General features: G+C 54.6%; 17 protein-coding genes. 14 read left to right on the top strand and 3 right to left on the bottom strand.

Annotated features, from left to right (window positions below; all coding sequences use genetic code 11):
• Nucleotides 1-106: 106 nt before the first annotated feature.
• From MKY74_RS14030 to MKY74_RS14055, 6 genes are all read left to right on the top strand, one after another.
• Complete coding sequence (locus MKY74_RS14030) at nt 107-1135, top strand: LacI family DNA-binding transcriptional regulator (RefSeq protein WP_076168695.1); 1029 nt, start codon at nt 107-109, stop codon at nt 1133-1135.
• Nucleotides 1136-1335: 200 nt separating this feature from the next.
• Nucleotides 1336-2622 (top strand): ABC transporter substrate-binding protein, encoded by a 1287-nt coding sequence (locus tag MKY74_RS14035; protein ID WP_244169206.1) that lies wholly within the window; start codon nt 1336-1338, stop codon nt 2620-2622.
• A 75-nt stretch (nt 2623-2697) separates the two neighbouring features.
• Nucleotides 2698-3585, top strand: coding sequence for a carbohydrate ABC transporter permease (locus MKY74_RS14040; protein WP_076168693.1), 888 nt, complete (start codon nt 2698-2700; stop codon nt 3583-3585).
• The gene (locus tag MKY74_RS14045) at nt 3578-4423 is read left to right on the top strand and encodes a carbohydrate ABC transporter permease (RefSeq protein WP_076168691.1); all 846 of its coding nucleotides are present in this window, start codon (nt 3578-3580) and stop codon (nt 4421-4423) included. The genes MKY74_RS14040 and MKY74_RS14045 overlap by 8 nt, the downstream gene beginning before the upstream one ends.
• Nucleotides 4424-4465: 42 nt before the next feature.
• Nucleotides 4466-5935 carry a glycoside hydrolase family 30 protein gene (locus MKY74_RS14050; protein ID WP_244169205.1) on the top strand — a complete coding sequence of 490 codons (1470 nt, stop codon included), beginning with the start codon at nt 4466-4468 and terminating at the stop codon, nt 5933-5935.
• A gap of 127 nt (nt 5936-6062) precedes the next feature.
• Nucleotides 6063-8909: a beta-galactosidase gene (locus MKY74_RS14055; protein WP_084203787.1), complete on the top strand. Its 2847-nt coding sequence runs from the start codon at nt 6063-6065 to the stop codon at nt 8907-8909.
• A 68-nt stretch (nt 8910-8977) separates the two neighbouring features.
• Here MKY74_RS14055 and MKY74_RS14060 read toward each other — a convergent pair whose 3' ends face one another.
• The 3 genes from MKY74_RS14060 to MKY74_RS14070 all read right to left on the bottom strand — a co-directional run bounded on the left by MKY74_RS14060 (nt 8978) and on the right by MKY74_RS14070 (nt 11593).
• The gene (locus tag MKY74_RS14060; protein ID WP_076168689.1) at nt 8978-10333 is read right to left on the bottom strand and encodes a sodium-dependent transporter; all 1356 of its coding nucleotides are present in this window, start codon (nt 10331-10333) and stop codon (nt 8978-8980) included.
• A gap of 86 nt (nt 10334-10419) precedes the next feature.
• Entirely contained in the window at nt 10420-10956 is a 537-nt protein-coding gene (locus MKY74_RS14065) for a chromate transporter (RefSeq protein ID WP_084203786.1), read from the bottom strand.
• A gap of 10 nt (nt 10957-10966) precedes the next feature.
• Entirely contained in the window at nt 10967-11593 is a 627-nt protein-coding gene (locus MKY74_RS14070; RefSeq protein WP_076168687.1) for a chromate transporter, read from the bottom strand.
• Between the two features lie 401 nt (nt 11594-11994).
• On the opposite strand from MKY74_RS14070, the gene MKY74_RS14075 reads away from it, so the two are divergent.
• Genes MKY74_RS14075 through MKY74_RS14110 form a run of 8 tightly spaced genes read left to right on the top strand, consistent with a single transcriptional unit; the run spans nt 11995 to nt 22467 of the window.
• Nucleotides 11995-12699, top strand: coding sequence for a hypothetical protein (locus MKY74_RS14075; RefSeq protein ID WP_076168685.1), 705 nt, complete (start codon nt 11995-11997; stop codon nt 12697-12699).
• Between the two features lie 14 nt (nt 12700-12713).
• Complete coding sequence (locus MKY74_RS14080; RefSeq protein WP_076168683.1) at nt 12714-13367, top strand: hypothetical protein; 654 nt, start codon at nt 12714-12716, stop codon at nt 13365-13367.
• 17 nt (nt 13368-13384) lie between these two features.
• Nucleotides 13385-14146, top strand: a complete 762-nt coding sequence (locus tag MKY74_RS14085; RefSeq protein WP_144025362.1) for a hypothetical protein — start codon at nt 13385-13387, stop codon at nt 14144-14146.
• A complete protein-coding gene (locus tag MKY74_RS14090; RefSeq protein ID WP_076168679.1) occupies nt 14143-14781 on the top strand; it encodes a hypothetical protein in 639 nt (212 codons plus the stop codon). The genes MKY74_RS14085 and MKY74_RS14090 overlap by 4 nt, the downstream gene beginning before the upstream one ends.
• 17 nt (nt 14782-14798) lie before the next feature.
• On the top strand, nt 14799-16142 hold the full coding sequence (locus MKY74_RS14095; RefSeq protein ID WP_076168677.1) for a hypothetical protein: 1344 nt from the start codon (nt 14799-14801) through the stop codon (nt 16140-16142).
• 12 nt (nt 16143-16154) lie between these two features.
• Nucleotides 16155-17144: a hypothetical protein gene (locus tag MKY74_RS14100; RefSeq protein WP_076168675.1), complete on the top strand. Its 990-nt coding sequence runs from the start codon at nt 16155-16157 to the stop codon at nt 17142-17144.
• A 12-nt stretch (nt 17145-17156) separates the two neighbouring features.
• The gene (locus tag MKY74_RS14105) at nt 17157-21413 is read left to right on the top strand and encodes a hypothetical protein (RefSeq protein ID WP_076168673.1); all 4257 of its coding nucleotides are present in this window, start codon (nt 17157-17159) and stop codon (nt 21411-21413) included.
• On the top strand, nt 21406-22467 hold the full coding sequence (locus MKY74_RS14110) for a polyprenyl synthetase family protein (RefSeq protein ID WP_076168671.1): 1062 nt from the start codon (nt 21406-21408) through the stop codon (nt 22465-22467). The genes MKY74_RS14105 and MKY74_RS14110 overlap by 8 nt, the downstream gene beginning before the upstream one ends.
• Nucleotides 22468-22850 lie beyond the last annotated feature (383 nt).

The following is a 22850-nucleotide window of genomic DNA, read 5'->3' on the forward strand; positions in this document are numbered from 1 at the left end:
AGCATTGAGCTTCCCTTTGGTAACGGACCATTACGGACAATAATCATTCATTTCTTTAGTTCATTCTATCTAGCATTGACTATTTCAGAAAGAGGAAGGTTCGCATATGACACCTATCACCATTTACGATATCGCCAAAGAAGCCAACGTATCGGTATCCACCGTATCCCGGGTGCTTAACGATACCGCGCCGGTGCGTGCCAGCACACGGGAAAAGGTGATGGCGATCATCGAGAAGCATCAGTTTCAGCCGAACGCGCTTGCCCGCAGCTTGATCAAGAAAGAGACCGGAACGATTGCGATCATCCTGCCGGACATCACGAACCCGTTTTTTCCGGAAGTGTTCTGGGGAGCGGAGAACGAGGCGCGGGACAAGGGGTATACGTTCTTCCTGTGCAATACCGGCGGGGATCACAGCAGGGAATCCGAGTATTTGACGATTCTCCGGGAAAAGCGGGTCGACGGCATCATCTTTCTCGGCGGCAGGATCAATTTGCAGCACTGTCCTGAAGAGATGGCGCAGGAATTGATCGAAGCCGGCAAGCATCTGCCGATCGTGCTCGTGAACGGAAACATTGCCAAGAGCGGCCTGCACCGTATATACACCGACGAAGCGGCTGGAGCCGTCCTGGCCACCCAGCATCTGCTTGACCTCGGGCACCGGGAAATCGCCTTTGTGGGCGGGCTGAAGGAAATGGCCACCACCATGGTCAAAGTGAAGGCTATCCAGAAAATGCTGAAGGAGCACGGGCTGGAAATCCCGAAAGAACGGCTTCTGCTGGGCGATTTTTCCATCGATTCGGGAAAAGAGCAAATGGCCAGGCTGCTGGAGCAGCAAAATCCGCCGACGGCGGTCATTTGCGTCAACGATTATACAGCGATCGGGGCGATCAAGGCGACGATTGAGCACGGGCTGTCCATCCCGGGCGACATATCCATCGTCGGATATGACGACACGCCGCTGGCGAGCGCAGTCATCCCGGAGCTGACAACCGTCTCCCAAAACACGTATCAGCTGGGCAAGCTGGCGGTCGATGTGCTTCATGACCTCATCGGCGGAGGCAAGACCAAAAAGCAGACGGCGCTTCAGCCGGAACTGATCGTCAGACAAAGCACCGGGCCGGCCCGCCGGTAACGCTTGCGCATGGGCCTCAAAAAGAAAGCGTTGACATTCGGGGAAATGCTGGAATATAATGATCGAGGAATGAAACCCCTTTCATTAAATGGATCGGGTTTTCTATTCCGGCTTTATGAAACCCATTTCATGAAATGGGTTTCAATATGGTCATTTATTTCGTCTTTGTCGTTGAACTTTTATTTGAGGGGGAGTAACGGGTGAAAAGAAGAAGCTTTGGAATCATTTCTTTACTGGTGTTGTCGATGCTGATCGGTCTGACCGCGTGCGGAAGCAAGGACAGCGGGACTTCGGCGGAAGGCGGGGCTGGGACAAGCGGCAAGAAGGTCGATCTGTCCATGACGATCTGGGGCTCCGAGGATGAGAAGAAGATTTATCAGGAACGCCTCGATATCGTGAAGAAAACCTATCCTGACATTAACGTCAAGCTGAACCTCGTGGCTGGGGATTACGACCAGAAGGTGCAGACGATGATTGCGGGGGGAACCGCACCAGACATCATGATGATCGCGGAGAACTACCAGGCCTATGCCTCCAAGAATCAAATTATTCCGCTGGATGAACTGATTCAGAAAAACAACGTCAATATGTCCGAGCGGTACACAGACGATATTGCGAACCTGATGAAATACGACGGCAAGCAGTACGGCATGCCGGACCGGGCAGGGGCCATGGTTCTCTTTTACAACAAAGACATGTTCGATAAAGCCGGCGTTTCTTATCCAACGAAGGATTGGAAACAGGAAGACCTCCTGAATGCCGCCCAGAAGCTGACCATCAAGGAAAACGGCAAAACCGTGCAGTGGGGCTACTACCCGGGCTCCTGGTGGCCGCAGTGGATGCAGCTGATTTACCAGAATGGAGGCTCGCTGCTGGATGCCCACAACAAGCCGACCTTTGACACCGAACCGGTACGCAAGGCGCTGCAATTCCTGAATGACCTGACCTTCAAGTACGGCGCCGGCCCGACACCGACCGAGATCGCTGACATGGGCAACATCGGTGCAGACCCGCTGTTCGCTCAAGGCAAAATCGCCATGGAAACGACCGGGTTCTGGAACATCGGCTCCCTTGCCAAGGTGCAGGGCATCAACTGGGATATCGCGCCGATCTGGGGCGAGACCAACGCCTTCTTCAATGGCTTTACGATCACGAACGCATCCAAGCATAAGGAAGAAGCCTTCAAAGTAATCGAGGCGCTGACCACGCTCGACGCGCAAATGCCGATGATCGAAAAAGGCCAGGATGCTCCGGCTACGAAGGCGGGACTGTCCAGCGACAAATTCCTGAACGCCGAATACGGCGGCAAGAAGATCAACATGGCGGCCTTCAGCGAATCCAAAATTTATGCAGAGCCTCTCAATCCGCAGTGGAACGAAATGATGAAGGTCATTAACGACAAGCTGGGCGTGTACTTCAACGACAAAGCTTCGCTGGACGACACGGTGACCTCGATTCAAAGCGGCCTTGAGAAAATTTACAAGTAGGAAGACAGCTGGGGAGCAGGCAAGTTCCGGCAGTCGCCGGGGCGGCCTTCTCCCTTCATCACAGGAGGGCTTGACGTGGGAAAACGGGAAGGAAAATGGTTTTACCTGTTCATTTCGCCATGGTTGATCGGGTTCATCGGACTTACCTTGGGCCCGATTTTATTTTCCATTTACATGAGCTTCACTGATTGGGACCTGTTCCAGTCGCCGCATTTTATCGGTTTCGGCAACTACACGACGCTGCTGACCGACGATCCGCTGTTCTGGAAATCGGTAGGGAACACCTTCTTCTATGCGCTGATCTCGATTCCGGTCGGGATGGCCATCTCGCTGTGGATTGCTTATTACCTCAACAAAAAGCTGAAAGGCATTACGTTCTTCCGCATCTTGTTCTATCTCCCGTCCGTCGTGCCGGTGGTAGCGAGCTCGCTGCTCTTCATTCATCTGCTTGCGCCGACCGAAGGGTTGATCAACAAAGGGCTGGCGATTTTCGGCATCCACGGACCGGCTTGGCTGCTGGATCCACATTGGGTTAAGCCCGCGCTGATCGTGATGTCGCTGTGGGGCGTGGGCGGCGGCGTGGTGCTGCTGCTGGCTGGCATGAAAGGAGTGCCCCAGGAGCTGTACGAGGCGGCCGCGATCGACGGGGCGCGCAGCACGCAGTCCTTTTTCCACATTACGTTCCCCATGCTGACGCCGGTGATTTTCTTCAACTTGGTGACCGGGATCATCGGGGCGCTGCAGACCTTTGCCCAGGTGTTTATCACGACCGCCGGGGGACCGGACAACTCAAGTCAGATGGTGGTGCCGTACCTGTTCCAGAACGCCTTTCAGTTCTACAAAATGGGCTACGCTTCGTCCATCGCCTGGGTGCTGTTTATTATGATCATGGCGCTGACGCTGCTCGTTTTCCGCTCATCGGCGCTGTGGGTGCATTACGAGGAGGGGAAAGCCAATGAGTAAGACATCCCATGTTGAAAAAGCGATAGCCTACGTTTTTCTGATCGTTGTGGGCGTGCTGCTGGCCTCTCCGTTTCTGTACATGATTTCGATTGCGCTGGCGAGTGACGAGACGACGGTCAAATCGGCTTTTACGTTCGTTCCGGCCGAGTTCGAATGGTCGAACTTCGTGACGATCTTTTCCAATAACAATCTGGGCCTGTATCTGAAAAACTCCCTCATCATTACGGTCATTACGATCATCGGCTCGGTGCTGTCCGCCTCGGTCGTATCCTACGGCTTTGCGCGGATCAAGGCGAAGGGCAGTAAAATCCTGTTCGTGGTGCTGCTGAGCACGATGATGATTCCGGGAGAAGTTACGATGGTTCCGCAGTTTATCATTTTCCGCAACCTGGGCTGGGTCAACACGTTTTATCCGCTGATCGTACCGAGCTTTTTCGCCGGGGCGTTTAATGTGTTCCTGATCCGGCAGTTCGTGATGGGCATTCCCAAATCGCTGGACGAAGCGGCGATGATCGACGGTATGGGCCATCCGGGCATCTACTGGAAAATTATTATGCCGCTGACTTACCCGATCCTGGCGGCCATCGCCATTTTCTCGTTCTCCTGGAACTGGGGAAATTTCATGGGTCCGCTCATTTATATCAACGATCCGGAAAAAATGCCGCTCGCGCTGGGCGTGCAGCTGCTGACGACGGTTGGCGGCGGGCAGATGCCGCCGTGGAACCTGGTCATGGTCGCCTCGCTGTTTCTGACGATTCCGATGGTGCTGGTGTACTTGTTCGGCCAGCGGTTCGTGTACGAGGCCAACATCAGCGGCGGCAGCAGCGGCATCAAATAAGGGGGAAGGTGTGTGCCACAGCCCGGCAGGAAAAGTAAACGAATGATAGGATTGGCAGCCGCCGGCCTGGTTCTGGCGGTCATCGCGGGAGGAGGCATGCTGATGAAGTCGGATAAGGAAATCGGCGGCACGCAGCCGGCAGCGTTTGAAAGCGAGCCGGTGCATCTGATGCCGGAGGAAGCATACGAAGGTTTTGAAGGCTGGGGAACGTCGCTGGCCTGGTGGGCCAACGTGCTCGGCGGCTGGAAGGACAAACAGAAGGAGAACGAGGTGATGGACCTGCTCTTCGATCCGGATCGGGGGCTTGGCCTCACAATCGTTCGTTATAACATCGGCGGCGGAGAGAATCCGGAACTGAAGGAGCTCCGCCCCGGGGGCGACGTACCCGGTTTTCAGCCGGAAAAGGGGCGGTGGGACTGGGAGGCCGACGCCAACCAGCGATCGGTGCTGCAGGGAGCGCTGAAGCGCGGGGTGACCATCGCCGAGGCGTTCTCCAATTCGCCGCCTTACTGGATGACGGTCAGCGGATCGGTGACCGGAGCCGTCGACGGGGGCAATAATCTGAAGGATGATCAGTACGACGCCTTTGCGGACTATTTGACCGAAGTGGTGAAAAGGTACCGCGACGAGTGGGGCATTACGTTCCGGACGCTCGATCCGCTGAACGAGCCATCCTCGAACTGGTGGAAAAAAGGAAATATTCAGGAAGGCGCCCATTTCTCAACCGACAAGCAGGCGCTGCTCATCCGCAAAGTCGCAGCGTCCCTGGCAAGCAAAGGGCTGACCGGGACCGGCGTCAGCGCCGCCGATGACAACAGCATCGACGAAACGGTAGAGAATCTGCTGGCCTATGATCATGAGACGCTGGACGCCATCTCGCAGATCAACACCCATTCCTATAACGGGAGCCGGATGGAGGAGCTGCGGGAGCTTGCCGGCAAGCTGGGCAAACCGCTATGGATGTCCGAATACGGGACCGGGGGCAGCGAGCCGCACAGCCATGAGGATATGTCTTCGGTGCAGGAGCTGGCGGAGCGCATCATGTTCGACTTGAAAGTGATGAAGCCTGCGGCCTGGGTGTATTGGCAGGCGGTCGAGGACGAAGGGGCGGGCAACAACTGGGGATTTATCCATGCGGGCTTCACCGGCGAAGAGCAGTATGCCATGACCAAGCAGTATTATGGCATGGCCCAATTCAGCAAGTTTATCCGGCCGGGGGCAACGATCATTCCGACGGATGACGGCCGGACGCTGGCTGCTTACGACGAGGAGCGCGGCAGGCTGGTGCTTGTCGTCCGCAACGAGCTTTCGGAGAAGAAAATAGCATTTGACTTAAGCGGCTACTCCTATCCGGCATCAGCGGTGGCGGAAGTGTACCAAACCTCGGCGGACCGCAATTTGGAGCGGCTTGATGACCAGAAGACATCTCCCGCCGGTCTGGAAATCACCGCTGCGGATAACTCCGTCACCACTGTCGTGATCGACGGTGTTTCACCCAATTTGAACCCGTAACGGATATTTCCGGCCCGAACGAATTGCCGCGGAGATGCCGGGGGATTTCGTCGTGCGAAAAGAAACCGGCTAGCGTCAGAACAGCAACAGCATCTATAGAAGAGAAGCTAGAAGAAAGAAGGGGTTTATGGTGGCAGAACAATCAACCGCATGGTTAACCGATCCGCGCCGCGAAGCGGCTGCGCCGGAGCTGGCGTATGACAGCCGCAGCTTTATGCTGAACGGGGAGAGGATATTTCTAAACAGCGCGTCCCTGCATTATTTCCGCATGCCACGCAGCGAATGGCGGGAGGTGCTTATGAAGGCAAAGCTCGCCGGCATGAACTGCATCGATACGTATTTCGCCTGGAATGTGCACGAGCCGCAGGAAGGGGTATGGGATTTTACGGGCGACCGCGACTGCGGGGCTTTTTTGGACCTGTGCGCCGAGCTTGGACTGTGGGTCGTTGCACGGCCGGGTCCTTTTATTTGCGCCGAATGGGACTTCGGCGGATATCCGTGGTGGCTCGGCACGAAGGAAGGGATAAAGTTCCGCCAGGTTAACGAAACCTATTTGCACTACACCGACCTGTACTTCGACCGCATCGTACCGGTCATCCGGGACCGTCAGATCAGCCGCGGCGGAACGGTGATTCTGGTGCAGGTGGAGAATGAATACGGCTACTTGGCGGACGATGAGCAGGCTGGGGGATACATGCAGTATTTACGCAATGGCCTGCTCAAACGGGGCATAGACGTACCGCTGATCACCTGTGTGGGCGGTGCGGAAGGTACAATCGAGGGAGCCAATTTCTGGTCGGGAGCGGACCGGCATTACGCGGAACTGCGGGCCAAGCAGCCCGATACGCCGAAGCTGGTGACGGAGTTCTGGACAGGCTGGTTCGAGCATTGGGGCGGGCCGTCGGCCACACAGAAAACCGCGCCGCTGCTCGAAAAGCGGATGATGGAAATTGTCCGCGCCGGCTTTACGGGAATCAGCCATTACATGTTTTTCGGCGGAACCAACTTCGGCGGATATGGCGGAAGAACGGTAGGTGCCAGCGATATTTATATGGTTACTTCGTACGACTATGATGCCCCGCTGAATGAGTACGGCCGCATCACGGAGAAGTATGCCTCGGTCAAAAAGCTGTCTTACTTTTTGCACGCCTTCCGCGCATTTCTGCTGCAGGCCGAAGCAGTGACGGAGCAGGAGGTTCTGTTTCCGCGGCATCCCGGCAGGTATTCGGTCCGGGGACGGGGCTCCGGCAAGGGAAACATGTGGTTTGTGGAAAGCCATCAGGAAGAGCGGGAAACGGTACATATGACGCTGGGTGGGGGTATCACTGTCCCGGTTGCGGTCCATCCCGGAGAAATCGCCCCGGTGCTGGACCGGATCCCGATTGGCGAGGGGATTCATCTCACGTCGGGTTCCCTCCTCATAGGAAACGAAATCGTAGGGAAAGAGCTGACGTTATTCGTTGCGGCGGACCGGGGGCAGCGCTCCTGTGTCGTGATTGAGGCGGCCGAACCCGTCGCTATCACGGATAACGGTGCTAACGCCCTTAGCGAAAGCACTGCCGACGGCAGAGGGCTGCGGCTCGATATGTGCCATTTCGAAGAGCCTGGCATCATCCGCATCTCGGCGGGGGAACAAAGCATCCGCTTTGTCGTGTTGACCGGCGATGCACTCAACCGGACGTGGCGGATCGAGGGGCTTTCCGGCGAAGGTGTTCGTTATGCCGTTGGACTTGACGATATCGATGTTGGCAAGGACGGCCGGGTTCAAGGCACTGCTGCCGATCCGGACCGCAGCGTGCTGCTGCTGGGGCATTGGACCGGAGGCGAGCGCTGCGTCACCGCCGGTGAGCTCCAGACGCGGGAACCGTCCGGGCCCGGGCTGCCTCAGCTCCCCGCCGCTGTATGGGAGGGCTCGCCGATTGAGCTGCAGGCGGTGGTGGCGGAGGGCGCTGTCCTTACCGGAGATCCGCAGGATTTTGGACGGTTTGGGCAGGATTACGGGTACCTGCTGTATGCCTGCGATTTTGACAGTGAACAGGCCGGCGAAGACTGCTTGATCCTGCTGGACCTTCAGGACACGGCGCGGGTGTACAACAACGGGGAGGAGCAGGCGCTGGTCCGCCAGGTCGGGGCTGCGGCCGTCCCGTTGAAGACGGTTCAAGGGACCAACCGGCTGCAGATTCTGGTGCAGCACATGGGACGGCTAAACTTCTCGCCTTATCTGGGCGAGACTAAAGGGCTCACCGGCCCGGTGTACCGGGGCGGCCGCGTATTGGACCTTCGCCGGGATTGGCGCAGCGAAGACGGGGCAGCCGTCCACCTGGACGAAGTGAGCCATCCGTCCGGCACCCCGCTGCTGCGGAAGGAATTCGAGCCCGGCGCCATGGACCGGGCTATCATCGCCGGCGCGGTCAGCCAAGGGCTGCGCATCAACGGTACGCTGGTTGAGCTGGAAGGTTACCATGACTGGTTCGCGTTTTGCACCGTCGACATCTCCAGGTATGTAAAGCCGGGGGAAGTCAATTTGATCGAGATGCCTTATGTGTCATCTCCGCTAAACCGCTTGGATCTGATCATGTTCCGAAATGCGGAACGCTTAGAGGAATGGTCCATGGCCGGAACCGGCTTGCTTGGACCGGGTGCCTGGAAGGCGGTCGATGCAGCCGTGGAAACGGCTACGGCAGGAGGCCCGGTTTGGTACCGGTGGCGATTCCGCCGGCCGTTGTGGCCAAGCGGATACAACATTCGCTTGAAGCTGCGGTTAACGGGCATGGGCAAGGGGCTTATCGTACTAAATGGGCATGATCTGGGACGCTTCTGGCAGATCGGTCCCCAGGAGGATTACAAAGTTCCGGCGGAGTGGCTGCGGGAAGAAAACGAACTGCTTCTGTTCGATGAGGAAGGCAGGCACCCCGGGCAGGTCAGGCTGATGTATGACGGGCCGTCCCGGCAGCCATGGTTCGTGTTGGAATAACAAAAAAAAGCAATCTCCACAGCGCTGTCGTGAACAGCCCCGGAGATTGCTTTTTTGTAGTCTCGTCGTTATTTCAGCTTCAGAATGCCCGTTGTGTCAAGCAGCACGAGCAGCACCAGAATCGGCGCCACGTAGCGGAGCATGAACAGCCATACCCGGAACCATCCCGATTTGAGGCCGGCCGCTTCGGCAGCGCCTTTCCAGAAGTACCCGGCGAAAATGGTGGTGATCAGCCCGCCGACCGGCAGCAAAATGTTAGATGTAATGAAGTCGAGCCAGTCAAAGAAGTTTTTGCTGCCCATTTCCGACAGCCCCGGCACGATGCCGAAGGACAGCGCGGACGGAAGGCCGAGCAGCAGCACGAGCACGCTGATGATGACGACCGATTTCGTACGGCCCCACTTCCAGCGGTCCATCAGATACGTTACCGGCACTTCCAGCAGCGATACCGCCGACGTCAAGGCGGCGATCGCCAGCAGGACGAAGAACAGACCGCCGAAGAACGCGCCGAACGGCATGGCCGAGAAGGCGGCCGGCAGGGCGATGAACACCAGACTTGGCCCGGAGTCGGGCTCGATACCGAACGAAGCGGTCGTCGGGAAAATGATCAGCCCGGCCACGAACGCATAGATCAGGTCACCGACCCCGATGGCGATCGTGGCAGACCCCAGAGACTGGCGCTTGTCCACATAAGCACCATACGTAAGCAGGATGCCCATCCCCAACGAAAGGGAGAAAAAGGCATGTCCCAAAGCGACTAGCGCCGATTCCGGGGTCAGCTTGGAGAAGTCGGGATTCAAGAAAAACGATACGCCTTCCCCCGCGCCAGGCAGGGATACGGCACGAATCATCAGGACGATGAGCAGGATGATCAATCCCGGGATCAGCACTTTGTTGAACTTTTCGATGCCGCCGGAAATCCCTTTGACCACGACAAAGCCGGTAATCAGGATGGCGACAGCTTGCCATATGATCGGCATGTAGCCGCCGATAAACGAATTGAACTGTCCTTTGAAATCCGGATTGCTGTACAGGTGTCCGCTGAAAGACTGCACGGCGTAATGCAGCGTCCAACCCGCGACGATGACGTAGAAGGTCAGAATCAGAAAAGGCGCGATAACCTGCAGCAGGCCGAGACGGCCGAACACTTTGCTGCCGCCCGCTTTCACAAACGATGTGGCCGCACTGCCTCTGCCTGCGCGTCCGATGGCAAGCTCAGCGAGCAAAACAGGTAAACCAATGACGATCAAGCACACGATAAAGAGCAGAAAGAAGGCTGCGCCGCCGTTTTGTCCGGTGATGTACGGAAATTTCCACATATTCCCGAGACCCACAGAGCTCCCGATGGCGGCCAGGATAAAGCCTGCGGATGAAAACTGGTCTTTTTTTCCTGATGCCGCTGGGTTTTTAGGTGGTGTAGTCATAGAAGTTCCCCCAGTTTATTTTTGAAAGTTCATTCTATTATAATTTAACGTCCCCGTAAAGGCATAGAAAATTTAATTTCACCCAATTAAAACAGCACGATTCCCGCAACGCCCGAGCATACGATGACGGTCACCGGATGCAGTTTGTATCTGGTGATCGCGACAAACGCCAGCACGCCGATCAGCAGCGTGGCGAAGGTCGTCCAGTGATAGATGGCTTCCGACGGATTGGGGAAACCGAAGTGGATGGCCGCATAGACGATAAGTCCGGTAATGATCGGCCGGAGGCCGTAAAAGGAGGATTTGACCCAGGGGTTAGCATTCATTCGATAAAAGAAAGCCGCAATCAGGATCACAATGAGCAGGGAAGGCAGAACGATGCCGGCGGTAGCGGTAACGGCTCCAGCCAGGCCCGCGGTCTGGTAACCGATCAGCGTCGCGCTGTTGGTGGCGATCGGGCCGGGCGACATGCCCGCAATCGATACCGTCCGCTGAAATTCCCCGGTGCTCAGCCAGCCGTGCTGCTGTACTTCGTACTGGATCATCGGGATAACCGCATAACCGCCGCCGAAGGAGAGAAACCCGATTTTTAAAAATGAGACAAATAACTGCCAGAACAGCATGGGACGCCTCCTAGATGTAATATTCGATGACGGACTCGTTCTCCTCGCGTGCCCTCTCGGTGTGAACCGGAAGCCCCAGCCGCTTCTTCAGCCGGATGACGGTGATGCCGAGCACCAGCCCGACCGCAATCAGAACCATGGGGTTCAGTCCGGTCAGCAGAAGCAGGGCCAGGGAGCCGGCGGCGGTAATGACGGTCGTCCGGTCAAACAGCGCATTTTTGCCCATTTTGAAGGCCGCCACTGCGATCAGTCCAATGACAGCGCCGTGAATGCCTTTGAAGGCGGCCTGGACTTTGGGCTCTTCGCGGAACATCGAGTAGAACACGCTCAGCAGAAAAACGATGATAAACGTAGGGAGCGTTATGCCCAGCGTGGCCGCAAGGGCGCCGGGGATTTTGCCAAGCCGGTAACCCAGAAAGGCCGAAGCGTTCACCCCGACGCCGCCGGGCGCTGAGCCCGCGAGCGACATTAAATCGCTCATTTCCTGGCGGTCCATCCATTTGCGTTTATCGACGAATTCCTTCTCGATCATCGGCATCATGGCGTATCCGCCGCCAAACGTCGCCGGACCGATTTTGAAAAAAATCCAAAACAATTGAAGCAGCAGGTACGCTTTCGATGTCTTGTCGGTTTGCACAACACGTCACCTCGAGTTAAATTCTGTCTGTATTATAGCATCTTTTATCCAAAATGAAATTAACTTGTTTGAAAAAAATTCGATTGGCCCGCCCAACCATAAACCTTTTAATGGGCGAATGCCCTAAAGAGCATGAGAACGTCTTGTTTTTAACAAAATTTCTCGTGGGCCTCCTGTGTGATTGACTGTGCATGATAGATTTAACCAAGCAAACCACTAGGTCTTTAATCCAGAATGAAAAAAACTATATCAAATGGCGGAATTTCTACTGTGCCGGTAGCTGTTGCCTGAGTATTGGCGGGACAAAATAAACTTTTCCTGTTCTATAAAATGAAAAAAACGAATAACCGATATAAAGGAAGTGCCAGAAAAATCCATTTCACAGGAAAGGAGGGATGAATGTGGATGCGTTAAGACCGATCCTTTTAAACATGTTTCCAGAAGCCCGGGCATCAAGCGATTTACTGAAGTTTCTGGTCCAGCTCTTGTCGCGGAAGTTGAATGATTCCTCGTCGGCCCTGTTCCTCCCGAATCTGATCAAGGGGCAGAGAAACCCGACGTACGATCCTTATCACGTGGACCGCTGGTCGATACCCGGCATCATCGACGGCATGTCCGGAACTTTTACGGATCTTGCAATTACGGGGATTTCCAACGCCGGGGTCAAGGGGGAGCCGACCGTCGACGATGATAACGTCATTTCCGGCAGCGGGGTGTTTCTTCAAGCGTTAAAAGAGCCGAAGAGCATCCATGTCGAAGGGAATGCTTCATTGATTCAGGATGACGACGGACAGCGGCTGAACGGCACATTCACGGCCGATATCTATGAGGCTACCGTCCAGGTGAAGGTGCAATTAAGCGCCGATGGCGACAAGATTCAAGCGTCCGTGCAGCAGATTGCACTTCAGAAGCCGGACAACCTTACGGGCGTGATGAAGGTAGCCGTCAAGGTAGACCCCAATTACGATGAGTTCCTGAATGACCGAATCAACCAGCCAAGCAAGCTAGAGCTGATCTATCAGAAGCTTCAGGGAGAGCTCTCATCGACCACGACACTGAAAAGTTTTAGCGATTTGATTACGAAAGCAATCAATAATGTTGCATAAGCGAGGTGCGGGTATTGGGGTTTCTAGATTTTGCCGTCTCGTATTTGGCCAAGCAATTCAACCGGCCGGACTCATCCTTATTCCTTCCTAAGCTCATCCGTTCCCAGAGAAATCCCGCCTATGACCCTTGGGTTATCGAGGAGCAGCAGCTGCCCTACCTATTCAGCCATTTGAAAGCGGTCCTCAAACAAGCCACCATTACAGGCATTTCCAATGTTTCCGTTATCGGCTCACCTTCCGTACAGAATGACTCCATCGTTACCGCCCAAGCCCAGTTTTCGAAAGCGCTGCCGGCCCCCGATTCCATTACGATCAAGGGAACTCTGATGTTGATACAGGATACCGGAGAGACGTTAACATGCGATTTTACCGCATCCGCTAAGGGGGCGTCGGCCGAGACAAAAGTTACTTTTGTGGAGAACGGAAAAAGACTGCAGGCAACGGTGGACGAATTGAAGCTAACAATTCCCAAACCTTATGTGCAGGCGCTGCATGTCGATGTTCGTGTTCTTGGGTCCGACCCAAGCTGGAATGCGCTCCTGCAGAACAAATTAAACGAAGAGAAGCATCTGGATATCATGGTGGGCTTGTTATGCGGAAAATTGGCGGAGAAACAGACGCTGCAGAGCTTTTCCGACTTGCTCACGAATGCCATCAATTCCATTTGAGACGATCAGGAGGTAGTATGACCCAACCAGCCGACCCTATTATGACCTTCTTTGGGCGTTATGTCTCCCATGAAATGTCCAATCCCGATTCGGGACTCTATCTGCCGAAACTGATCCGGGAAATGGCGCTGGATCCCTATTTCTTTGGCGGCATGCATGTCGACAAGGTGACGGAAACGGATGATATCATCTGCATGCGGTCGGGTGATTTTGAGGTACAGCCCAGCTGTTACGGTTTACCGGATATCAACCTGGCCGGAATGACCGTGAAAGGATTGTCTAACATAACGGTTTATCATGATCCGTTGTATCACGACGTCAATCACTATGAGCTTTCGTTTACTTTTACCAAGGGGAACGAGGGATCTTCGCTCACGTTCTCCGGGGATTTCCGGCTGGATCAACGGTGCCGGTATCCGGACGCTGCTCCGGGCCATCAGGATTTCACGGCAACGGGGACAGGGACCTTCACCGCTACGGTTGGCACCGCTTACGTCAATGTGTACGGAACCATGGAAACGGATGGGAATACGGTTGAGGCAAGGGTGGACCAGATTCAATTCGATGCCCGGGCATTTATCGGAAACGTCAAAAACATTACGATATCGGTAAACATTACGGACCATGAAGCTTGGAATTTTTATGCGGAACAGGCTTTGAATGCGGTGCAAACCATCGACCAAATGACCTCCCAGTTGTCTGAAACGTTAAACCAGGAACAAATCCGCCAAATGTTCGCCAAAAAAATAACCGAAAAAATCAATGAGGTGATATCATGAACCACATATTAATGCCTATCGTGAGAAAAGAAGTACAAATCGATAAAATCAGCGGTCCTCTCGCCAATTTGGATGATCTGTTGAAACAGAAGATTCAAAAGGCGATTAGCGACAGAGCATCAAGTATTTCGGTCCCGGATCAGTCTGTTAAGGTGGACATGATTCCCGGACTCGGCATTTCCGTGTCGGACTATCAGCTGTCCGTTACAGGAGGGCACGTCAACAGTGTGACGACGGCCATTACCCAGTTCAAGGATAACGGCAGCGGAAACTACCACTGTGAAATGACCTCTGCGATAAACATTGGATACAGCTCCTGGCATGAAGATTATTACGTCAGCGGCTCAGGAAGCTGGCTCCCCTCCCATTTCAAAAACACCTACAACGATTTCAACGCTACCATCAGCACCCTCTCGGTTACCTTTGACCTTCAGTTAGCGGATAAATCCGCCCACCTTACGAACGGTAACGCCACGGCAAGAAATATTTCCTTCCATCTGCCCAGCCGCAGTGCCCTTTCTGGCAATCTTCCCTGCGTGCAGTCCAGAATCAATGACCGGGTTCGCGACATGATTTCGAAAACGGACTTTTTGACCCCGATTAGACAGGCTATTGAGTCTGTGCTGAATCAATAAGCAAAGGGAAGTGGAATATGGATAAGCTGCGGGAGCAACGATTGCGGAATGTTTGGCCCTCCGTCCTGAAGGGGGCCTTTGATCATAACGGCGGCCTTGCGAGGGATCTTCCCAAGCTTGGCCCCATTCACGTGCATCGCGACCGGGAAGACGGCTTCCTCTCGTTCATACTGGACCCGATCCGACTTTACGTCCAGGCCGTTCGTTCGGACCGGATCGACTGGGATGCCGATGGTACGCAGTTTACAGCCACGCTTGAAGTCGAGGGCGCCATTTTATCCATGGATTACACCATCACCCGTGAAGTCAAGCCTGTTCACGCCATGGGATCAGCAGACTCCATGGTTCGGCTGTTCGGAGTCGATGCCGCTTTAACGATGGATACGGTTCGGTCGGATACGGAAGGGAATCTGGACCTGGCACGGGAATATAAGTCCAAATTGCAGGCCGGGTCCGGCCAGGGGAAGGCGCTTGTCGGCTGGTTCGATGATGATAACGATATCATCAACGAAATTCTAAGGTCCAAGAAGAGCGCGTTTGCTGCGCTGTGGCCGCGGAAGACGACGTTGATCGATCTAACGGACCCCGGAAAAGGCAGCATCAATACGAAAGATTGCATGAACGCCACGTCGGCGGCGGCCCAGAATCCGGACAATCCGGACAAAAAGGTGGGGGACGACGCGTACCGTCGGCATTCATATTATATGGAGGGCTTGCTGTACAATGATGCGCTGCTTGGCAAAGCAGCATATAAAGGCCCTGCACCGAATCCGTATGACCAGCTGATGGCCCACATCCGATCTTTTGCGGCGTCAACCCAGCAATTTCCCGAACCGATGACGGTCCAATCCGTTATGTCAGCGGTAGATAAGAACGAGAGTGTCCAGGCGGAAATGACGTCGTCGTTCCCCTCGCTCCTTGAACTGTCAGAGACGCCCGGTTTGCCAGCCTTGGTCCGTGAAGCGTATGCGGAAGCGCATGCGGACGCGCAGCGGTTCCATGCGGAAATGGAGCGCGGCAGCTCACTGCTTGTCCAAGAATCCATGCAGGCTGTGGTGACCAGAGAGCACACGACATGGGATTTGGACCCGTTGTCGCTGGAACTGAAGTTTGCCTATTCGGAGGGGCTCGATGCTTTCATGCTGTTGGGCATCACGGCCCGGGTGGCTAAGCTGCATAGTCAATGGAAAGATGCGGCTGATGAACGCGTGCATGCCGTGATCGAGCAGTTAAGACAAATGTCTTTTGTGGTGGAGCTCCTTCGTGAAAGGACACGGGCTTCTCTGACGGAGCGCAAATTATATGACCTGCTGGAGCGCCGGCTGAACGAAGCTTGGCGCCAGAGCGGGAATTCAGAATAGCGTGGTGAACCGATGGCTGAACTATTTGATTACATGTCGTGGAATATTGAGAAGTTTTCTAAGAAGCATGCGGCCAAAGAGGTGTTCCGGAATATTGCCGTGGTGAACTGGATCGCCCGGATCATCCTGGATATGGAAGCCAGTGTGCTGGGGGTCATGGAGGTGACTCTTGGAGATGGAGCGGACGCTTGTGTGCTGCTGAAGGATGCGATCAACGATATTCTGAACCAGCAAAAGCCCGGCAGCGGGTCCTGGAAAGTGCTTGTATCCGACCGAAGCGTAGCCGAAAGCCATAAGGAGAAGAAAAAAGCGGACAAATACGCCGTCTTCTGGGATTCCAAAAAGGTGGATATTCAAGGGATGGAAATCGCGGACGGCTGGAAAGTCAAGTTTGCAGACCGCTCTCCCCTTTATTGGAAAACAGTTCTTGGTGCTATTCCGGTCTCCTGTTTATTGTGGCATGCGCCCCAGCCGAAAAATCATCAGAAGGAAAAAACGATTAAACTGCTGGCCGATTTGGCCACGACGATTACAGCCAATACCAACATTCAGAAGATGGTTATTTCAGGGGATTTTAACTATAACACCGGCTCAACGGCCGTGTACAAACCGTTAACCGATTTGAAATTCGCCGGACTGTTTGATGGAGAGCGGACGACACTCACCACGCTGAAATCATTCCTCAAGGACGAGCAAAACAGGATGAAAATGGTAGCCAGCGGTGACTATGACGAAGCTTTCCTGGCCAGTGCGTACGATAACGTCTTTATCCGGGACCTGGCCGGAAATTACAACGCTAAGGTTTGCGTACCGTATGTCGTGCTTGAAGATATACAGAATAACGTCAGTTTTCAGATTGTGACGAGGCTGCAGGTTCAAGAAGCGATGAAAAAAGCCAAACTGATCAGTGACCATATGCCGCTGGTCACTACCATTTCAGAGCCTACGCAGGTCAGACCGACAGGTTTTACGGTCTGGCATGAGCCGGCTTCAGAAGATTGAGGGTGACGGGACATGGATATTCAAACGTTACGCGGACTGCTGGCGATTAAGGACGGACAGGTCAGACTGAGCACGAACACCGTTCCCGCCCCTGCAATGAAAGCATTTTTACTGGCGTATTACCAAGATCAGGACATCCTGATCACCGGTGCCAAGCCAGGGGAGGGAGACAGCGACAACACGATTGTGATCGAGGGAAAGGCCTCGGCCTTTTTACGAGTGGACCAAGCTCGGGTTCGGGCCGAGATCGTATGGCTGCCGGACAAGCAGGATGTGCGGCTGACCATCCGCTATGAGCTCATCGGCGATCAGACCGGCATGACCACCTGGACGTTTGGCCAAAGCTTCCCGAATCTGCCGGTGGTTCAGAACTTTACCCGGTCGCTGTCCGATCCCGGGGTATCGCCATTAACGGAGCTGCGTCTCAGGAACAGCTACTTCTATGTCACAACACAGCGTCAGCAGGAAAGCGTGCATGGAGCGCCGATTGAAGAAGGCATCAACTTTGTCGGCATCTGTCTGCCACCCGGCTCGCTGCAAATGCTCGAAACGCTTTCGGGCCAGGACCCTGCGATGGTGCTGTATGGCACGATCCAGCTGCCGCCGATCCAGGGAGCGACCATTCCCCCGCTGCCGGAGACGCCCAAGGCATATCCTTGGAATGTCACTTGGACGGTATACGGAATCTCTCTTCAGGGCCGGGTCGGACCCGGGCATACCTTTGGGGATAAGCTGGAGTTTCAGGCTCCTACGTTTCGGCTGTATTCCCCGGCGGATGCGGACTGGCTGTCACATAACCCGAGCTATGAGCCGGCAATGGCACTGGCGGGAACGATCAATGCACCAGGAGCGGGGATTAGCGATATGTTCACGTCCGAGCTGCTGCTCGGCGTTCCGAGCGTGGTGCTCACCAACGATTTCAGCGGCGTGACCCTGAACAAGCTGGCCGAGCTGGTGGATTTTGCTGGAACTGACAGCTCCGGGGGAGACGGCCTGCTGGCTTCCCTGCCTGATGAATTGAAGAAGCTCGGCGATGCCCTCGGAAAAATTGAACTGATGAACGCCACCATCGCGCTTTCCGTTGGACTCTCGTCCGGCATCAAGGTTAAATACTGCTACCTTACGGTGGGACTGCCGGATGCCCATTGGGAGACGCTTGGCGGCATCCGCGTGAAGGATATCGAAGCAACCTTTTATATTCTGTACCCTTTCGATTCCTCGCAAAGAAGCCTCCGGGTGAACCTGTCAGGCACCCTGGTTGTGGAGGGAGTTCCGATTGAAATCGGAACCGATATCCCTGACTTTTACATGTACGGTCAATTGGTCCAAACGGAGAGTCTTCCATTATCCACATTTAATGCCTATCTCCCTTCTGGCGCACATTTGACGGACCTTGAAGTGAACGAGCTGTACCTCAATCTGATGCCGAACCAGTACATATCACTCGGATTCGTCATCGCGGAGAAGACGCCCTGGGTCATTGATATTGGCAAGAACGGCATTAAGCTGGAGGACATCGAGATATATCTGAATAAAGATCTGAACACGGGTGGGAAAAGCGGAAGCCTGAGCGGCTGGATCGCAATCGATGATAACGTATCGGTTCAGGCGGCATATGATCTGAGCGGGGACTTCAGCATCCGAGGTGGCATCGACAGAATTTCCTTGTCATCCCTGATCGGCTGGCTGGTAAGTGACAGGCTGCACCTACCCTTTGATCTTGCCTTTACCCAGTCTACCCTTCTGATCGATAAGACCGGATCGTCTTATGATTTCGCCTTAGGAACCGAACTGGATGGCTTCGGCAGTCTTGCCCTTGAGGTTCGAAAGACGGATCAGGGGTGGGGCTTTGCCGCCGGACTGGAGATCGTTCAGCGGGCTTCCGCCCTGAGCGGCCTGAGCGCATTGTCGATATTCGAGGACATTTTCCCGTATGACCGTGCGCTTCTGGCGTTTTCCTCCATCAAGGATCCGAAATTCCAGTTTCCGGACATGAGCAAGTTTCAAAATCCGACGATCAAAACCAAGAAGATCGAGCTGCCTAAACAGGCGGGGGGCATGCAGGCCGGCATTTACGTCTATGCGGACACGACCCTCTCCAGGCATAAAGTAACGCAGTCGATCGCCAAGCTGCTGAAGATCCCGCAGGATACGGAGCTTGGATTCGCGCTCTTTGTCGGTGAGAATCCTGCCGAAAATGCGAAGCTGACGCTGTATATGACCAGCCAAATCAATACGGTCACGTCCGTGACGGCTCAGTTTGGGGGCATGATCCAGAATGGGGATATCGGCTTCTTCCTTATGGGAACGCTGAATACTCAAATCCAGGGACAACCTACCCAATTTGACGTGGTGCTCGTCGTCGTGGAGAACGGCCTTTTTGTGGCCGGGGACATGCTGAACAAAGGGGATAAGCCGCTGCAGTTCGGCGTGCTGCAAATCCGCGACGTCGCGGTTGAGCTGGGGATATCCTTTGAAGGGCTGCCAAGCATCGGCTTTGCCGCCGAACTGGACGTCGAGGATTTCGACAGCTCGATCGCCATCTTCTTCGACTTGGAGAACCCGGTGAACAGCATGCTGGCGGGTTCGATCAGCGACGTGTCTTTGCTGAACATCGCCGATGCCATGGCCGGGGATGCCAGCGTTCCCGAAGCGTTCAAGCCGGTTCTGGAGAAAGTGGCCATCAAGGGAACACATACCTTCCAGATGGACAAAAAGACAGCGGACGATTTGGATAACTACCGGTTTGAACAGATTGCCGCGGCATTTAAACAAGCGGGTGGGGTAGAGCTTCCAACGTCCAGCGGAAATATCCACCTGGTGGTCAATGCACCGGGTAAGGTATGGCATCTGACCGATATGACCCGGATGAATCATTACGAGTTGACGCTGGTCGATGATCGGATCAACGTCTCCCTGGAGGCGCAGGTCTACTTCGTTCTGCCGGACAGCGGCGTAACGATTGCGAATACAACGTTCCCTCAGGGGATGAAAGTGAATGGAAAGCTGGAGCTTCTGTTTATCGAGGAAGAGCTGTCGGTGGACATTGAGCCGTCCAAAGGGATATCTATCGACGCCGAAATGAGCCCGATTGTGATCGGCAGCAAAACCTTCTTCAGTTTGACCGGGGCCAACGGGAAGGAAAAGCCGCAGCTGTCAATCGCATCCTACCCCGATACGAATCGCAAGTCTCCTTATAACGATCCGCACTTGATCATAAACGCCGAGCTTCATTTGCTGGGAGCAACGTTCCTGATCGACGTATATTTTGATCTACAACAGGAAGCCTTTCATTTTGAAGTGAAGGAAGGCAGCTTCCTCGGCAATATGTTCGATATTCACGCCCATTTCAGCAGCCTGACCGATTTCGGCGCAGGGGCAGAAGTAAAGATCGGGGTGGATCAGGATCTGGACTTCGGCGCGCTAGGTCATCTGCATATTCAGGCGGACGTGGCTGCCACAGGGGATCTCGGCGTACAGAAATCTGGTACGAGCGGCGATGTAAATATCTTCGCCAAAACGAAACTCGACTTTCAGTTTATGGGGCAGGATTTCCATATTTTGGAGTTTGAGCTGGACGTCAGCACCGAAGCTTTTGCGCATTACACATCCATCGCCGTCGGAAAAATCAAGGCTTTCTTCGCCGATATTTTTAACGACGTCAAGAAGTGGCTGTCTTATGTCTTTAAGAAACTGCTTCAAGGCGTGGATAAGGTAGGAGAAGTGTTGAAAAATGTGTTCAAGCAGGGCTGGAAAGAAGCCGCGCAGCTGATGAAGGACGTCGGATATATTGCGGATGAAATCACGAAAGAGATCGCCGAAGGGTTCGAGATGGCCATGGACGAGGTGGAGGGCTTCGTGAACGACCTGTTCAAGGTATGCTCTGCATCGACCGCGTACACCATGGCTGAGCCCCCTGTCGCATCACTATCCGGACTGCATGTCCTTGTGGATTTGTCTCAGACCGAGAAGGGGCAGCAGCTGTTGTACCATTATTATCTGCATCAGGAGCAAGTGAAGCGGATTCTGGAGCAAAGTCCCGGCCTTCGCGATGAACTGCATGCGCTGTCCGGGCCGCAGTCGGAAGGCAATCCGATCGGCGATACAGTGTTCTTCCTCCTTGGCCTGCGCCGTTACGCGGATGCGGAGCTCACTGCGTCGCTCGACAAGGCTATTGTGTTACTGGTGGAGCATCATCAAACCTACGGCTGGCGCGACTACAGGACGTTCCTGCGGCAGCTGAACGGAGGGGAGGCGTCCGGTGTATAATTTGACTCGTGTGAGCCCTTCCGGGGACACTTCCGTCTACTCGGGGAACCACCCGGGCGAGCTTCACTTGCCGGCCCCTTTCCGCGAGGCCATGCGCGAATTCGAATGCCAGCTGGAAGAGAGCCTTCATGAACAAGGCGATTATTTATCCGAGTCGGATAAAGCGCTCTATCGTAAGGGCAAAAGGGTTCGGCCCAAGCTGCTGCTGCTGTTCGCCCTGCTGTGTCACCCGCAGGAGCTCTCCCCTAGCCTGTCTTCCAAAGTCATCGGCGGCGCGGTTTCATTGGAAATGCTTCATGTAGCTACCTTAATTCATGATGATATCATTGATGCCGCCGCCGTCCGTCGGGGACATGAAACGATTTACGCCAGACAGGGTACAGAAATGGCTATCCTGATCGGGGACCTGCAGTTCGTACAGGCGATCCGCAAGTTTACGCAGTTGATCGAGAACGCACACGATCTTCAGCTGGTGCAGCAGGTGCTGGACACAGGGATGGAGCTGTGCAAAGGGGAGATCGACGAGCTTAAAGTGGATCCCGGCGTCAGTGACCTACTCGCCCTGGAAAGCCGATATATGCGCACGATTGACCGCAAGACGGCGCGCCTGATATCCGTATCCTGCCGTGCCGGTGCCGCTCTAGTCAACGGCAGCCGGAGGGCTTGCTGGTATGCGGGTCAATTCGGTCAAAAAATCGGACTGGCGTTTCAAATCATGGATGATCTAAAGGATCTGATCCAGGACCTGGAGACTGCGGGAAAGAAGCCCGGCACTGATCTCGCCCGCAAGCGGGTGACCCTGCCGCATATTTACGCCTTACCGGAATTCGGTCCGGATCATATTCTCCACCGGCTGCTGACCGATCGGGGTTACGAACCTTCGCCGAAAGAACTGGAGGAAGCGCGGCATGCGGTACTGCATTCTTCGGGCATGGTTCAGGCGTATTCCAAAGCGAGAGAGCTGGTGTTGGATGCCGTGGAACTGCTGCAGCTGTTCCCGCCGGGACCTTACTGCAGTGAGATTGAGCGCATGGCGAGATCCATCCTGGAATAGAGCGACAGCTTAGCGAATAACTGGTTCACTGCACAGCCGAAAACATGGAGGACTTGGTGTCTTTCATGTTTTTTGGCGCTATGATGATCCCTGACGTTAAGCAATTTGGGAGGGGCAGCATCTCTTCGGCAAGTGATGGGCATCGATACGGATGCCGCTTGGACTAACCCGGACCGAAGAACGGGGCACATTATCTCAAGCAGGGGGACTCCCGAGCAGATGGCGAAGGTTCATCAGTGCATTGTAAATGCCAACGAAGCAGCGGTTACCCGGTAATAAACGGGAAGCCGGCTGCTTTTTTTAAAAAATTATAGAATTTATTAATTTTCAAAAGGGGCTGAACCATTCAATAATCGCAAGAAAAATTTCCGATAAATACGGTC

The organism is Paenibacillus sp. FSL R5-0378 (assembly GCF_038009285.1).
GTDB lineage: Bacteria > Bacillota > Bacilli > Paenibacillales > Paenibacillaceae > Paenibacillus_AQ > Paenibacillus_AQ favisporus.